Genomic DNA, 15159 nt, shown 5'->3' on the forward strand with positions numbered 1-15159 from the left:
CCCCTCTCCTGCATCGAAGTCGGCTGTTGCCGACTTCGACAACTTAAGTGCTGATCTCGGGCAGGCCCGAGATCAGTGAGAGGGGCAGGGGTGAGGTGTTCGGGAGAGACATAATGAGCCTGAACCCAGCCCTCCCCCTCGCGTCGCTGGTCCGACGGCCTACACCTCACCCTGCCCTCTCCTTTCAGGAGAGGGTTCCCCGCGCCCTTGTCGGGCTTGCCCGGTTCCCGCAACGATGACCCTCGTTCTCGAACAACTGCTCAATGGCCTGCAGTTCGGCGTGATGCTGTTCCTGCTTGCTGCCGGGCTGACGTTGATCTTCGGCATCATGGGCGTGATCAATCTCGCCCATGGCTCGCTCTACATGGTCGGCGCCTATGCCGCCGCCTTCGCCGCGACACAGACCGGCTCGGTGATCATCGCCATCATTGCGGGCCTTGCGGCCGCTGCCCTGGTCGGCATGGCGATGGAGCTCTTCGTGCTGCGCCGGCTCTATGCCCGCGACCATCTCGACCAGGTGCTGGCGACCTTCGCGCTGATCCTGATCTTCAACCAGAGTGTGACCTTGCTGTTCGGGCGCCAGCCGCTCTTCGTCTCGGTGCCACCGGCGCTCAACGGCTCGATCGAATTGCTGCCGGGGCTGACCTATCCGATCTACCGCCTCATCATCATCGCTGTCGGCCTTCTCGTCGCACTCGGGCTCTATCTCCTGATCAATCGCACGCGCATCGGCATGCTGGTCCGGGCCGGGGCGACCCATCGCGAGATGGTCCGGGCGCTCGGCGTCGACATCCGGCTGCTCTACACCGCAGTCTTCGGGCTCGGCGCCCTGCTCGCCGGCCTCGCCGGACTGATGGCCGGGCCGATCCTCGCCGTGCAGGTCGGCATGGGTGAGCAGATCCTGATCATGACCTTCGTCGTGGTTGTGATCGGCGGCGTCGGCTCGATCCGCGGCGCCTTTTTCGGCGCGCTGCTCGTCGGCCTCGTCGACACGGTGCTGCGGGCCTTCCTGCCCGGCCTGCTGCGCCAGGTCATGGCCGGCTCGGAGGCCGATGCGCTCGGCGCCGGCCTGGCATCGATGGGCATCTACATGCTGATGGCCGTGGTGCTGCTGGTGCGGCCCAAGGGACTCTTCCCCGCCAATGTCTGAGGACGCCATCACCCATAACGCCCCCGCCGCGCCGAACACCGGCCGTGCGCTCATGCTGCTGGCGCTTGCGTTCGGGCTTATCGCCCTGCCCTTCATCGTCCAGTCGCTCGGCCAGCCGGCTTTGGTGCCCTTGGCGACCCGCGTGCTGATCTATGCGATCGCCGCCGCCAGCCTGAACCTCGCGCTAGGCTTCGGAGGGATGGTTTCCTTCGGGCACGCCGCCTTCTTCGGGGTCGGCGGCTATGTCGTCGGCATCCTCTACCGCAATTACGTCGACGACAGCCTCTTCCTCGGCCTGATCCCGGGCACGAGCCAACTCCTGATCACGCTGCCGGCTGCGATCCTGGTCGGCGGCCTGCTCGCTCTGCTGATCGGCGCGCTCTGCCTGCGGACCAGCGGCGTGCAGTTCATCATGATCACGCTCGCCTTCGCGCAGATGCTGTTCTTCCTGGTCGTCTCGCTGAAAGCCTATGGCGGCGATGACGGCATGACGATCCGCCGTCGCAACGAGTTCTTTGGCCTCAACACCCGCGACGACATCACCTTCTATTTCATCTGCCTCGCGGTCGCCGCGCTGGTATTCCTGGCGCTCTGGCGCATCGTCGGCTCACGCTTCGGCATGGTGCTCGCAGGCATCCGCCAGAACGAGCGGCGCATGGCGGCGATTGGGATCGCGCCCTATCGCTACAAGCTCGCCGCCTTCGTCATCTCCGGCATGGGCACCGGCCTCGCCGGCGCGCTGATGGCCAACTATCTGCGCTTCGTCAGCCCCGACATGCTGCACTGGACCAAGTCGGGCGAGCTGATGATCATGGTCATCCTCGGCGGCGTCGGCACCTTGCTCGGCCCGCTCTTCGGTGCCGCCGCCCTCGTCATCCTCGAGACGGTGCTGACCTCCCTGACTGAACACTGGCAGCTCGTCCTCGGGCCGATACTGCTGCTCGTCGTCCTGTTCACCCATGGCGGGCTCAACGGGCTGTTCAGCCGCCTCGGTATCGGCAGGAGCGAGCGATGACCCAGCCGCTCCTTTCCGTCCGCGGCCTGCGCAAGCGCTTCGGCGGCCTGATCGCGACAGACAGCGTCGATCTCGATGTCGTCGAGGGCGAGATCCACGCCTTGATCGGCCCCAACGGCGCCGGCAAGACCACGCTGCTGACCCAGCTCTTCGGCGAGCTCAGCCATGATGCCGGCGAGATCAGGCTGGAGGGCGAGGCGATCGACGCGCTGGCGACGCCGGAGCGTGTCCGGCGCGGCCTCGCCCGCACATTCCAGATCAACCAGCTGCTGCCCGATTTCAGCATGCTCGACAATGTCGCGCTCGCCGTCCAGGCGCGGCAGGGTCACAGCTTCCGCTTCCTGGGCGATGCCCGCCGCGACAAGGGCCTGCGCCAGCGCGCCCGCGAGCACCTGACCACCGCCGGCCTCGCCCACCGGGCCGAGGTCAAGGTCGCCGATCTCTCCCATGGCGAGCAGAAGCAGCTCGAATTTGCCATCGCGCTCGCCTGCGAGCCGCGCCTGCTGCTGCTCGACGAACCCATGGCGGGTCTTGGCCATGCCGAGAGCGAGCAGATGGTCGCGATGCTCTCCGGGCTGAAGGGCCGCGTCACCATGCTGCTGGTCGAGCACGACATGGATGCCGTCTTCGCGCTTGCAGACCGGATTTCGGTGCTGGTCTACGGCCGGATCATCGCGACCGGAACGGCGCAGGAAATCCGCGACAACGAGGACGTGCGCACCGCCTATCTCGGCGAGGGGGACGCCTGATGCTGAGCGTGCGCAGCCTGCAATCGGCCTATGGCGCGAGCCAGGTGCTGTTCGATGTCGGTCTCGACATCGGCGAGGGCGAGGTCGTGACCCTGCTCGGCCGCAACGGCATGGGCAAGACCACGACGGTGCGTTCGCTGATGGGGCTGCTCGCGCCCAAAGGCGGCGAGATCAGCTTCGATGGCCGCAAGCTCAAGGGCAGCACACCCGAGGCGATCGCCCGCTGCGGCATCGGCCTCGTGCCGGAGGGACGGCAGGTCTTCCCGACGCTGACCGTTCGCGAGAACCTCGTCGCCACCGCGGCCAACCGGCTCGGGCGTTCCTCGCCCTGGACGCTGGAGCGGGTCTACGCCCTGTTCCCACGCCTTCAGGAACGCGCCGGCCAGTCGGCTCGCACACTCTCGGGCGGCGAGCAGCAGATGCTGGCGGTCGGCCGCGCATTGATGACCAATCCCAAGCTTCTCATCCTCGACGAGGCGACGGAAGGCTTGGCGCCGGTGATCCGCGCCGAGATCTGGCGCTGCATCGAGGCGCTGAAGGCGCAGGGGCAGTCGATCCTGCTGATCGACAAGAACATCGCCGTGCTCAAGCGTCTCGCCGACCGGCACTACATCATCGAAAAGGGCCGCACGGTCTGGTCGGGCTCCAGCGGCGACCTCGCGGCCAATGCGGAACTGGTGCATCGCTATGTCGGCGTCTGAAAATGAGATCGTCGCGCGCAGTGCCGCGACCGATCCCGTCGAGGCCTTGCGCGATACGCTGAGCGAGATCCTCGCCGGCCTGGTCGCGGCCGGATGCGGCCCGCATCACCTCACCGGCATGGACTGGGAGGCCGCCGATCCCGCTGCCTTCCATCTCTCGCGCCATACGGTCGAGCTGGCCTATCGCGAGGTCTTCGCCGGCTTCCGCCCGCCGATCCGATTGCAGCCCGGTTCGGAACCTGGCCTGACCATCCGCGCCCGCCATGCCCCGCCGCAGCCGCTGCCGGATATCGAGGTCGACGGCTATCCGCTGCGCGAACTCGGCCGGCAGTACAGCCCGCGTCTGCAGGCCGACATGACCGCGCTGTTCCGGCAATGGAGCAAAGACGGCGCCGCCTTCCGCGCCGGCCATGCCGGGCTCGACCTCGCTTATGGCCCCGGCCGTTTCGAGACGCTCGACCTCTACCGCCCGGCCGGCGTGCAGTGCGCTCCGATCTTCGTTTTCATCCATGGCGGTTACTGGCAGGCTTCCGACAAGGTCCAGCATGCGCAGTTCTCGCAGGGGCTGCTCGACGCCGGTTTCGCCGTCGCCCAGCCGAATTACGGGCTGGCGCCCGATACGCCCCTCGAAGTGAGCATCGCCCAGACCGTCGCCGCGCTGAACTTCCTCGTCCGCGAGGCCGGGGCGCTCGGCCTCGATCCTGCCGAACTGCACGTCAGCGGCCATTCCGCTGGCGGCCACCTCGCGGCGATGGCGCTGTGCGATCCTGCGGCGCCGCCGGTTGCCTCGGCGCTGTTGTTGTCCGGGCTCTATGATCTGAAGCCGCTCGGCCACCTGCCGATCGGGCGCTTGCTCGGTCTGGGTGACGCCGAGCGGGCAGCGCGGCTCAGCCCGCTCGGCCTGCCGCGCCCGAGCCGCCCCCGCCTCGCCTTTGCGGTCGGCGAAGGTGAAAGCGAGGCGTTCAAGCGGCAATCGGCGAGGCTGGCTGCGGCCTGGAATGCGCCCGAGCCGCTGATCTGCCCGGGGCATCATTTTAGCATGCTCGACGGGCTGAATGGCGGTGCACTACTCGACTTGGCCCTGCGGACGGCAGCTCAGCGATGACGATCCGATCGCACAGACCCCTTCGCGTTGCGCTCATCGGCTGGGGCGCGATCAGCCGGCGTGTCGCCGCGCTGCTGTCGAACTCGCCGAGCGCTGGCGATATCGCGATCGTCGCCATTGGAGTCCGCTCGACTGCGCGAGCCCAGGATATCCCGACCGGCGCGGTCCTCATCACCGATCCGGCACAGCTTGCCGGGCTGAAGCCCGATCTCGTGGTAGAGGCCGCCGGCCGGGAGGCGGTCGCGATCTGGGGTGAGGCCGCACTGCGTTCTGCGCCGGCCTTCGCAATTGCATCAGCCAGTGCACTGACCGATGCCTCGCTGCTCGAGCGCCTCCTCCAGACCGCCGAGGCCTGTGGCAGCCAGCTCATCCTGCCGCCGGGCGCGCTCGCCGGGATCGACGCGATCGCGGCAGCCTCGGTGCTGCCGCTCGACGAGGTCGTGCACAGCATCGTCAAGCCGCCCGCAGCCTGGCGCGGCACGCTGGCGGAAGACATGATCGCGCTCGATGGGCTGAGCGCACCGGCCGTCTTCTTCACCGGCTCGGCCCGCGAGGCCGCGGTCCGCTTTCCCCAGAACGCCAATGTCGCGGTGATCTCGGCGCTCGCCGGCATCGGGTTGGATCGAACCCGGGTCGAACTCGTCGCTGACCCCGGCGTTGCCGCCAACTGCCACCGGTTGAGCGTCTCCGGCGCCTTCGGTCGCCTGGATATCGCGATCGAGAACAGGCCCCTCGCCGGCAACCCGAAATCATCGGAGATGGCGGCATTGAGCCTCGTCAGAACGATCAGGAACAGGATCGCTCCGCTTTCTCGATGATTCATGCCATCTGGCGCGGGCACAGGAAGATGCAGATCGCCGGCTTGGCGCCAGCATGTTCATAGCCCACGCTGAAAGCAGGGGAAGCTCGATGTTCCTTTTCGACGGTCCGGCCCAGGCGAGGATCACCATCCTGTTGGCGCATGGCGCCGGGGCGCCAATGGACTCGCCGGCCATGACGGCAGCGGCCAGGACTTTGGCCGGTGCGGGTTTTCGCGTTGCGCGGTTTGAGTTCGACTATATGGCGGGCAGGCGGACGGGCACGGGCCGCGTGCCGCCGCCACGTGCCGAAAAGCTGAACCCGCAATACGCCGCTGCTGTCGATGCTCTCGGAGCGAAGGGGCCTCTCATCATAGGCGGCAAGTCGATGGGAGGTCGCGTCGCGAGCATGGTTGCCGACGAGCTCCTCGCTGCTCGCCGGATCAGCGGCCTTTTATGCCTTGGCTATCCCTTCCATCCGCCCGGCAAACCGGACCAGCCCAGAACCGGGCACCTCGCCGAGCTGCAAACGCCGACCTTGATCGTTCAGGGAACGCGGGATGATTTCGGCAGCCGGGAGGAGGTTTCGGGCTACAAGCTCTCTCCCCGGATCGACATTCTCTGGCTCGTGGACGGCAATCACGACCTGATCCCGCGAAAGAGCTTATCCGGCTATTCGGCAGCCGACCATCTCAAGGCGATGGCTGAAGCTGTCTCGGCCTGGGCCGAACGCGTCACGATGCAGGGCGACTGACTTCGACTGTTGGGCGCAACGGCATCGGATCGGCGTTGCTGACGGCGCGCGCCGATCGCACCGTTTTGGATCCATGCCCCTTGTTCCCCCGCCAGTTCGCTTGAAGCCGGGGTGCGGCCATCTCGTCGAAATCGCGAAGGGCCGAGGCGCGCTGCCCGACCTACCTCTGCTGCGCCGGCAACTACCCCCAATGCCACTCCGCCGACCCGCCGATCCGTGCCATGCAGCAAGGGAGATCGATCCGCTCGGCGGGGCTAGCCCTGCGTACTCGGGGAGGCGACATGGCCACTCTCACCAGCTTCGATCTGAACGGCGCCGGCACCGGGCTCAACGAGAGCAGGACGTATCAGGAGGGGGCAGCCGCCATCCTGCTCGCCCCAAGCGTCACCCTCAGTGCGACCGGCAACTTCAACGGGCAGTCGCTGCGGCTTTCGGGCCTGCTCGCCGAGTCTCAGATCGGGTTTGCGAGCGGGGTCAGCCTCTCGGGCACGAGCCTGCGCGTCGGCGGGGTCACCGTCGGCTCCATCAGTGGCGGGACGAACGGCACCGATTTCGTGATCGCGTTCAACAGCAATGCGACGGCAAGCCGGGTTCAGACCGTGCTGCGCAACCTGACCTATGTCAGCACCAGCGATACGCCCACCGAAAGCCAGACGATCAGCTTCGATCTCGCCGGCACGGTCCGGACCGATGCGATCACCGTCGTTCCGGTCAATGATCGGCCGCTTCTCGACCTGAACGGCGCCGCCTCGGGCACCGGCGCCTCGGTGAGCTTCATCGAGAACCGCTCCGTCGCCGTCGCGCTGAACGCAACGCTGACCGATCCCGATACGAGCAATCTCGTCTCGCTCAGGGCGACGCTCCTCGCCCGTCCGGACGGCAACGCGGTCGAGCGGCTGAGCCTCGATGCGGCCGCCGCGAGCGCCGCGACCGCGGCTGGGCTCCTGGTCTCGTACACCGCCTCCACCGGCGTGCTCAGCATCGATGGCAGCGCGTCCGCGGCGACCTATCAGGCCATCCTGCGCGGTATCCTCTACGAGAACGGCAGCGACCAGCCCGCCACCGCCGCCAGGACCGTCCGCATCCAGGCGAGCGATGGCAGTGCCACCAGCCTCACCCAGGATGCGAGCATCTCGATCACGCGCGTCAACGATGCGCCGGTGCTGGACCTGAACGGTGCAACGGCCGGAACCGGCGCGACGCTGGCCTATCGGACCGGCGACGCGCCGGCGAAGTTCGCCGCTCTGGCGAGCGTTGCCGACATCGACTCGGCGAATTTCGGCGGCGGCTCCTTGCGCGTCGCGCTCACGGCGAACGGCTCGGCAAGCGACCAGCTCCGGATCATCACCGATGCGACCGTGACGCTCAGCGGTACGACCGTGCGGGTCAACGGCACCAGCATCGGATCGGTATCCGGCGGAACGGGCGGCAGCGATCTCGTGATCAGCCTCAACACGGGCGCGACGCCCGCTGCCGTCCAGATACTCGTCCAGCATATCGGCTTCTCGACGGGTACGGGCAGCCCGACCGCGCCACGCCAAGTGACCTTCACGCTCAACGACGGGGACGGCACTGCGAACGGAGGCGTCGCGGTGGCGAGCGCCATCGCCACGGTCGAGCTCACGACCGGCCAGGGCAATGTCGCGCCGACGCTGACCGGCGACCTGCAGGCGACCATCGCCAATGGCAGCACCTACCAGTTCACCACCAGCGACTTCTTCTACACCGACCCCGACGACAATGCCGCCGGGATCACCTTCACGGTCAGCGATCTCGATAATGGCTATGTCCGCCGCAACGGCACCGCGGTGTCGAGCTTCACCGCCGAGGAACTCGCCGCCGGCCAGATCACCTTCTGGCATGACGGCACGGAGCCGGTTGGCAGCTTCAGGATCGCCGTCGAGGACGGCAATGAGGACGGATCGCCCCCGGTCGCGCAGACCTTCACCTTCAACATCACGACCGGCCAAGTGAACGCCCCACCCAGTCTGACGGGCGATCTTGGCGCGACCGTCGTCAGCGGCGGCACCTATGTTCTGACCCAGGCCGACCTGTACTATTCCGATGCGGATGACAGCGCGACGGGCGTCGCCTTTGCGGTTTCAGGCGTCGTAGGCGGAACGCTTTTGGTCAACGGGGTTGCCTCGACCGGCTTCACGCCGCAGCAGCTCACCGCCGGCCAGGTTTCGTTCCGCCATGACGGCACCTCGGCATCCCCGTCCTTCGCCGTATCGGTGGAGGATGGCAACGAGGACGGCTCGGCGCCGGTCGCGCGGACCTTCCTTTTCGGCGTGACGGCAGCGCCGGTGAACGCGCCGCCCAGCCTGACGGGCGACCTTGCCGCGAGCGTCGCCAGCGGCAGCACCTACGTGCTGACCCAGGCCGATCTCTACTATTCCGACGCGGATGACGCCGCGACGGGCGTCGCCTTTGCGGTCTCAGGCGTCACGGGCGGCACGCTTTTGGTCAACGGGGCTGCGGCGACCGACTTCACGCCGCAGCAGCTCACCGCCGGACAGGTCTCGTTCCGGCATGACGGCACCTCGACAGCCCCGGCCTTCTCCGTCGCGGTGGAAGACGGAAACGAGGATGGCTCGGCGCCAATGGCCCGGGCCTTCCTGTTCGGCGTGACGACGGTGCCGGTAAACGCGCCGCCCAGCCTGACCGGCGACCTTCGCGCGAGCGTCGCAAGCGGCGGCACCTATGTTCTGACCCAGGCCGATCTCTACTATTCCGACACCGACGACAGCGCGACCGGCGTCGCCTTCGCGGTCTCGAGCGTTACGGGCGGAACGCTCCTGGTCAATGGCAGCGCAGCGACCGGCTTTACGCCGCAGCAGCTCACCGCCGGTCAGGTCGCTTTCCGGCATGACGGCACCTCGACAGCGCCGTCCTTCTCGGTCTCGGTGGAGGATGGCAACGAGGACGGCTCGGCGCCGGTGGCACGCAGTTTCGTCCTCGACATCACGACAAGCGGAGGCAATGTCGCTCCGACGCTGACCGGTGACCTCCAGGCGACCATCGCCAATGGCAGCACCTACCAGTTCACCACCAGCGACTTCTTCTATACCGACCCGGATGACGGTCCGACCGGCATCACCTTCACGGTCAGCAATCTCGACAATGGCTATGTCCGGCGGAACGGCACGGCGGTGTCGAGCTTCACCGCCGCCGAGCTTGCCGCCGGCCAAATCACCTTCTGGCATGACGGCACCGAACCGGTCGGCAGCTTCAGGATCGCGGTCGAGGACGGCAATGAGGATGGCTCGACGGCCGTCGCGCAGACCTTCACCTTCAACATCACGACCGGCCAGGTGAATGCGCCGCCGAGTCTGACCGGCGACCTTCGAGCGACGGTTGCGAGCGGCGGCACCTATGTGCTGACCCAGGCGGATCTCTACTATTCCGACGCGGACGACGCTGCGACGGGCGTCGCCTTCACGGTTTCAGCTGTCACCGGCGGCACGCTGCTGGTCAACGGGACGGCCGCGACCGGTTTCACGCCGCAGCAACTCATCGCCGGACAGGTTTCGTTCCGGCATGACGGCACCTCGCCGACGCCGTCCTTCTCCGTGTCGGTCGAAGATGGAAATGAGGACGGCTCCGCGCCCGTGGCGCGTAGTTTCGTCCTCGATATCGCAGCAAGTGGAGGCAATGTCGCCCCAACCCTGACCGGCGATCTGCAGGCGACGATCGCCAATGGCAGCACCTACCAGTTCACCACCAGCGACTTCTTCTACACCGATCCGGATGACGGCCCGACCGGCGTCACCTTCACGGTCAGCAACCTCGACAATGGCTATGTCCGTCGCAATGGCGCTGCCGTGTCCAGCTTCACGGCGGCCGAGCTTGCTGCCGGCCAGATCACCTTCTGGCACGACGGCACCGAGCCCGTCGGCAGCTTCAGGATCGCGGTCGAGGACGGCAACGAGGATGGCTCGACACCGGTCGCGCAGACCTTCACCTTCAACATCACGACCGGGCCGGTCAATGCGCCACCGAGCCTGACGGGCGACCTCAGGGCGAGCGTCGCCAGCGCCGGCACCTATGTGCTGAACGAGACGGACCTCTACTATTCCGATGCCGACGACGTCGCGACCGGCATCGCGTTCACCGTCACAGGCGTCGTCGGCGGCACGCTTCTGGTCAACGGAGCTGCGGCCACGAGCTTCACGCCGCAGCAACTTACCGGCGGCCTGGTCTCCTTCCGGCACGACGGCACTGCGACGGCGCCGTCCTTCTCCGTCTCCGTGGAGGACGGCAACGAGGATGCCTCGACGCCGGTGGCGCGCAGCTTCGTTCTCGATGTCGCGAGCGGTGGCGGGTCCACGCTCGATCTTTCGGGTGCCGCGCGCGGCGTCAGGGTCGATCTCGGCGCCGGGCAATGGGTGCTCGCCACGAAGGTGATGGCGCTCGGCGATTCCATCACCAATGGCGATGCACCTCCCGGGCAGGACGAGCATGGCTATCGCGGCTTCTTCTACCAGAACCTGGTCGAGTCGGGCCGACTCGTCGACATGGTCGGGCCCAACAGCAACGGCCAGGTGCCCGATCCCCAGCATGCCGGCTATCCCGGCGAAACCGGCGACGACATTCAGGCCCTGCTTCCGAGCCTTCTTTCCACCTATACGCCGAGCGCCATCCTGCTGATGGCCGGCACCAACGACATCTTCTACAAGAGCAATCCGCAGATCCCGGTCCGGGCCGAAATCGTGGGGATGCTGGATCATGTCGCCCAGGCGAGCCCGACCACCCATGTCTATGTCGCGACGCTGATCCCGCTCGCGGGCTACGACACGCAGGTCGCCAATGTGAACGCTGCGATCCGCAGCGCCGTCGCGGATGCGGTCGCGCGCGGCCAGAATGTCAGCCTCGTCGAGATGCCGAGCGTCACCCTGTCCGACCTGTTCGACGGTATCCACCCGACCGACACGGGCTATCGTGAAATGGCGGACTACTGGACGGCAGCTTTCCTGGCCAACCCGCCCGCTGCCGCGGCCGGCACGGCGATCGGTGCCGCGGTGACCACGGTTGTCGGATCGGCCAATAACGATCTTCTGATCGGCGATGCCCGCGCCAACGAGCTCTCGGGTGGCGCGGGCGCGGACTGGATCAGGGGCGAAGGCGGAAACGACACCCTGACGGGCGGCGCCGGCCGGGACAGCTTCGTCTTCGCGCCCGGCTTCGGCCAGGACACGATCCGGGACTTCGTCCGCGGCGAGGATATCCTCGACTTCCAGGCCTTCGCCTTGAACGTCAGCGACTTCGCGTCCTGGCGTCAGACGCACATCGCCGCTTCAGGCGCCGACGCGATCGTGACCATCGAGCCCGGCCATAGCGTGACGCTCACCGGCGTCTCCGCCACCGCACTGCAGGCGAGCGATTTCCTGTTCGTGTGAGGCGTTCGCGAGAAAGCGCTGCCGCGTGTCGGCGGCTGTCCTAGCCGCTCCGGGCGTAGGGCTCACCTCTCCTTGAACGCTTTCGCGATCTGGTCGCGGAGCGGCTTCAGGATGTATTCGAGCGGGGTGCGGTCCTCGGTCCTGACGAAGACATCGGCCTGCATGCCGGCGCCGACACGATGGGGCGCAAGACGGGCGAGTTCCTCCGGGGCGACACCGACCCGGATCGTGTAGAAGGCGGCGCCGGTCTGCGGGTCACGGCTGGTATCGGCCGAGATGCGCGAGACCTTCCCGCTGAGCTCCGGCGTGGTGCGCTGGTTGAAGGCGTGGACCTTGACCAGCGCGGCGCGCCCGAGGGCCAATTGGTCGATATCCGACGGCAGGATGCGGGCTTCGACCTCGAGCCCCTCCTCGATGGGGACGATCATCATCACCGGCTCGGCCGGGGTGATGACGCCACCCACGGTATGGACCGCCAGCTGATGCACGAAACCGGCGCTCGGCGATCTGATCTCGATGCGCTTCAACTGATCCTCGGCCGCAACGCGGCGCTCGACCAGCTCGGCGCTGCGCGCCTGGATCTCGCGCAACTCCTTCATCACCTCCTCGCGCAGCGCATCCTCGATCTGGATGATTTGGAGTTGCGTCTCGCCGATCCGGCTTTCGGCCTGAGCGACCGCGGCCAGCAATTGCCCCTTCTGGCCCTCGAGGTTTGCAGCCTCCCGCTCCAGCACCGCCTTGCGGCTCAAGGAGACGAGGTTCTTCTCGTAGAGCCCCCTGACGCCGAGAAGCTCCTCCTCGATCAGGATCGCCTGGCGATCCCTCGCCTCCTGCTGGGCCCGGTGACCGGCGATCAGATCCTGGAGCTGGCTGACGCGCTTGATGAGCTGTGCCTTCTGTCCTTCGCGCGACGAGCGCCGCGCCTCGAACAGGGCCTGCTCGGCCGCGACGAGCTCGGCGATCTCCGGCTCAGGCAGCCGGCCGGCCAGTTCCGCCGCGACGACGATCGCCTCGCGGCGGTCACGTTCGGCCTGGAGCCGGCCACGACGCGCCGCGAACTCGTCGAGCTGCTTGGTGATGACCTGGAGGTTGGCGCGGGTGACGGTGTCGTCGAGCCGGATCAGGACGGCGCCCTGCTCGACACGCGCACCCTCACGAACCAGGAGCTCGCCGACGACACCTCCGGTCGGGTGCTGCACCTTCCTGACATTGCCGTCGACCACGAACTGGCCGGTCGTGACGACCGCGCCGGAGAGCGTGGTGGCGACGGCCCAGACGCCGACCGTCCCGGCGAAGAGGGCGATGCTGGCGCCGCCGATCACGGATAGACGCCGGAGCGCCTGCCGGAAGTCGGATCTGTCCTGTCCGGTGGGGTTCGTCATGACGCCACCGTCTGCCGTTGCACGCTGGCCAGACCGCCCTGCTTCAAAACCCGCTGGAGGATTTCCTCCCGCGGGCCGAAGGCCTGGATACGGCCCTCCGCGATCAGCGCGATCTGGTCGACGCCTGCGATCGCGGTCGGGCGATGCGTCACGACGATCACGATCCCGCCGCGAGCGCGAATGCCTCTCACGGCCATCGTCAAGGCATCGTCGCCGTCATGGTCGAGGTTCGAATTGGGCTCGTCGAGCACGACGAGAAAGGGATCGCCGAACAGCGCCCGCGCCAGGCCGATCCGCTGGCGCTGGCCGCCCGAGAGGATCGAGCCGCCCTCCCCGATGCGGGTGTCGTAGCCATTCTCGAACTTCAGGATCAACTCATGCGCACCGGCGGCGCGCGCCGCCGCGACGATCGCCTCGTCCGAGGCGTCGGCCTGGAAGCGGGCGATATTCTCGGCGACGGTGCCGTCGAAGAGCTCGATGTCCTGCGGGAGATAGCCGATATGCTGCCCGAGCTCGCTCCGGTTCCACTGGTCGAGCTCTGCCCCATCCAGCCGAACCGTGCCCTTGAGCGGTCGCCAGACCCCGACCAGGGCGCGCACCAGGGTCGATTTCCCGGATGCACTCGGGCCGATGATGCCGAGCCCCTGGCCGGCCTCGAGCTTCAGCGAAACACCTTGCAGGATCGGTGCCTGCTGGCCCGGCGCCGCAACCAGCAAGCCCTCCGCCGCGAGCTCGTGCCGTGGCTGCGGCAGGGCCGTACGCTCGCGCATGGCGAGAGCGGGGGCATCCAGCACCTGCGTGAGGCGCTTCAAACCCTCGCGCGCGCCAACGAAGCCCTTCCAATGCGCGACCGCGATCTCGATCGGGGCCAAGGCGCGCGCGGTCAGGATCGAGGCGGCGATCATTGCGCCGCCCGAGATCTCGCCATGGATCGCGAGATAGGCGCCGAGACCGAGCACAGCCGATTGCAGGATCATGCGGAAGATTTTCGCGAAGGCGCCGAGCCCGCCGATCGCGTCCGCTCCCGCGAGCCAATCGCCGATATGGCGCCGGCTGATCTCCCGCCATCGGCGCTCGAAGGCGGCCCCCATGCCCATCGCGGCGAGGGCCTCGGCATTGCGTCGGCTCGCCTCGGCGATCGTCTGCCGGCCCAGGCCGCTCGCCTGCTGCGCGGCGGCGGTCAGCCTGCTCCTGCGCTCCGCCAGCGCCGTCAGCCCGAGGATGACGGCGCCCCCGGCAACGGCGAGCCAGCCGAGCCAGGGATGCAGCAGGAAGCAGCCGGCGAAGAACAGCGGCATCCACGGCATGTCGAACAGGGCCGTCGGTCCCAGCGAGGCCAGGAAAGCACGGACCTGATCGAGATCGCGGATCGGCTGCAGCGCCTGCTCCGGCCGGCAGCCGAGCAGGGGCATGCGCTGTGCCGCCGCAAAGGCGGATGGCGAGACCTGCTCGTCGAAGCGGGCGCCGATCCGCGAGAGCATCCTGACCCGGACCGCATCGAGGACGCCCTGCAGCGCATAAGCTGCAAGCAGCAGCAGCGACAGCCCGATCAGGGTCGGCACGCTACGCGAGGTCAGGACCCGGTCATAGAGCTGGAGCATATAGAAGGAGCCCGACAGCATCAGGAGGTTGATGCAGCCGGAAAACACCCCGACGGCCGCAAGCGCGCCGCGGCAGGAGGACAGAGCAGACGCCACGACCGAGAGCCCCGGCGCGGGAGAAGCTGGATGCGTCATCAAGGGCACTCCAAGCACTCTCGACGAAGACAGGCACAACAGCGAAGCCGTAGTGCCTCGTTTGGCTCCCGCCATCGCAGCGGATACCCGCCGACGCAGCCGGAGCGCCATCACCGCCGCTCCGGCGGCTCATGGACATGCGTACCCTCCGAGACCGTCGGCAACGGCATGACGATGCATCGCGCTGCTGTTGCCGCGCCTGCGGTCTCAGCCCAGTAAAGCGTCCCGGCATCGGCGCCATCAATGTCGCAGAAGAAGTAACCCGCCGTACCCGGCTGCCGATTACGTGCCCCGCCATCGGCGCCCGAATCCAGACTAGGGCCCTGGGTGCTCACACCGGTGGTGCCGCCTCCTGGGTAAGAAGCTGTTCC

Annotated in this window: 10 protein-coding genes; 8 read left to right on the forward strand and 2 right to left on the reverse strand. The window is 67.6% G+C overall.

Features of this window, described 5'->3' with window-relative positions; genetic code table 11:
• Nucleotides 1-235 precede the first annotated feature (235 nt).
• The 8 genes from RKE40_RS21005 (at nucleotide 236) to RKE40_RS21040 (ending at nucleotide 11670) form a co-directional block, all read left to right on the forward strand.
• Complete coding sequence (locus RKE40_RS21005; RefSeq protein WP_316020165.1) at nucleotides 236-1150, forward strand: branched-chain amino acid ABC transporter permease; 915 nt, start codon at nucleotides 236-238, stop codon at nucleotides 1148-1150.
• Nucleotides 1143-2165: a branched-chain amino acid ABC transporter permease gene (locus RKE40_RS21010; protein ID WP_390893473.1), complete on the forward strand. Its 1023-nt coding sequence runs from the start codon at nucleotides 1143-1145 to the stop codon at nucleotides 2163-2165. The genes RKE40_RS21005 and RKE40_RS21010 overlap by 8 nt, the downstream gene beginning before the upstream one ends.
• On the forward strand, nucleotides 2162-2914 hold the full coding sequence (locus tag RKE40_RS21015) for an ABC transporter ATP-binding protein (RefSeq protein WP_316020166.1): 753 nt from the start codon (nucleotides 2162-2164) through the stop codon (nucleotides 2912-2914). The genes RKE40_RS21010 and RKE40_RS21015 overlap by 4 nt, the downstream gene beginning before the upstream one ends.
• A complete protein-coding gene (locus RKE40_RS21020) occupies nucleotides 2914-3615 on the forward strand; it encodes an ABC transporter ATP-binding protein (protein ID WP_316020167.1) in 702 nt (233 codons plus the stop codon). Before RKE40_RS21015 ends, RKE40_RS21020 begins: the two co-directional genes overlap by 1 nt.
• Nucleotides 3602-4720 carry an alpha/beta hydrolase gene (locus tag RKE40_RS21025; RefSeq protein WP_316020168.1) on the forward strand — a complete coding sequence of 373 codons (1119 nt, stop codon included), beginning with the start codon at nucleotides 3602-3604 and terminating at the stop codon, nucleotides 4718-4720. The genes RKE40_RS21020 and RKE40_RS21025 overlap by 14 nt, the downstream gene beginning before the upstream one ends.
• Nucleotides 4717-5538: an aspartate dehydrogenase gene (locus tag RKE40_RS21030; protein ID WP_316020169.1), complete on the forward strand. Its 822-nt coding sequence runs from the start codon at nucleotides 4717-4719 to the stop codon at nucleotides 5536-5538. Before RKE40_RS21025 ends, RKE40_RS21030 begins: the two co-directional genes overlap by 4 nt.
• 91 nt (nucleotides 5539-5629) lie before the next feature.
• Nucleotides 5630-6271: an alpha/beta hydrolase family protein gene (locus RKE40_RS21035; protein ID WP_316020170.1), complete on the forward strand. Its 642-nt coding sequence runs from the start codon at nucleotides 5630-5632 to the stop codon at nucleotides 6269-6271.
• 281 nt (nucleotides 6272-6552) lie between these two features.
• Nucleotides 6553-11670 carry a cadherin-like domain-containing protein gene (locus RKE40_RS21040; RefSeq protein ID WP_316020171.1) on the forward strand — a complete coding sequence of 1706 codons (5118 nt, stop codon included), beginning with the start codon at nucleotides 6553-6555 and terminating at the stop codon, nucleotides 11668-11670.
• 62 nt (nucleotides 11671-11732) lie between these two features.
• On the opposite strand, the gene RKE40_RS21045 is transcribed toward RKE40_RS21040, so the two are convergent.
• Both RKE40_RS21045 and RKE40_RS21050 read right to left on the reverse strand, forming a co-directional pair.
• Nucleotides 11733-13052, reverse strand: coding sequence for an HlyD family type I secretion periplasmic adaptor subunit (locus tag RKE40_RS21045; protein WP_316020172.1), 1320 nt, complete (start codon nucleotides 13050-13052; stop codon nucleotides 11733-11735).
• Nucleotides 13049-14788: a type I secretion system permease/ATPase gene (locus tag RKE40_RS21050; protein WP_316020173.1), complete on the reverse strand. Its 1740-nt coding sequence runs from the start codon at nucleotides 14786-14788 to the stop codon at nucleotides 13049-13051. The genes RKE40_RS21045 and RKE40_RS21050 overlap by 4 nt, the downstream gene beginning before the upstream one ends.
• Nucleotides 14789-15159 lie beyond the last annotated feature (371 nt).

It is taken from the genome of Allobosea rubneri, assembly GCF_032464875.1.
GTDB classification, from domain to species: Bacteria; Pseudomonadota; Alphaproteobacteria; order Rhizobiales; family Beijerinckiaceae; genus Allobosea; species Allobosea rubneri.

Bases quoted from the DNA above. Each gene is read 5' to 3' on its own strand.
- RKE40_RS21040 (WP_316020171.1), top strand. From the start codon at position 6,553: ATGGCCACTCTCACCAGCTTCGATCTGAACGGCGCCGGCACCGGGCTC.
- RKE40_RS21050 (WP_316020173.1), bottom strand. From the start codon at position 14,788: ATGACGCATCCAGCTTCTCCCGCGCCGGGGCTCTCGGTCGTGGCGTCT.
- RKE40_RS21025 (WP_316020168.1), top strand. From the start codon at position 3,602: ATGTCGGCGTCTGAAAATGAGATCGTCGCGCGCAGTGCCGCGACCGAT.
- RKE40_RS21020 (WP_316020167.1), top strand. From the start codon at position 2,914: ATGCTGAGCGTGCGCAGCCTGCAATCGGCCTATGGCGCGAGCCAGGTG.
- RKE40_RS21035 (WP_316020170.1), top strand. From the start codon at position 5,630: ATGTTCCTTTTCGACGGTCCGGCCCAGGCGAGGATCACCATCCTGTTG.
- RKE40_RS21005 (WP_316020165.1), top strand. From the start codon at position 236: ATGACCCTCGTTCTCGAACAACTGCTCAATGGCCTGCAGTTCGGCGTG.
- RKE40_RS21015 (WP_316020166.1), top strand. From the start codon at position 2,162: ATGACCCAGCCGCTCCTTTCCGTCCGCGGCCTGCGCAAGCGCTTCGGC.
- RKE40_RS21030 (WP_316020169.1), top strand. From the start codon at position 4,717: ATGACGATCCGATCGCACAGACCCCTTCGCGTTGCGCTCATCGGCTGG.
- RKE40_RS21045 (WP_316020172.1), bottom strand. From the start codon at position 13,052: ATGACGAACCCCACCGGACAGGACAGATCCGACTTCCGGCAGGCGCTC.
- RKE40_RS21010 (WP_390893473.1), top strand. From the start codon at position 1,143: ATGTCTGAGGACGCCATCACCCATAACGCCCCCGCCGCGCCGAACACC.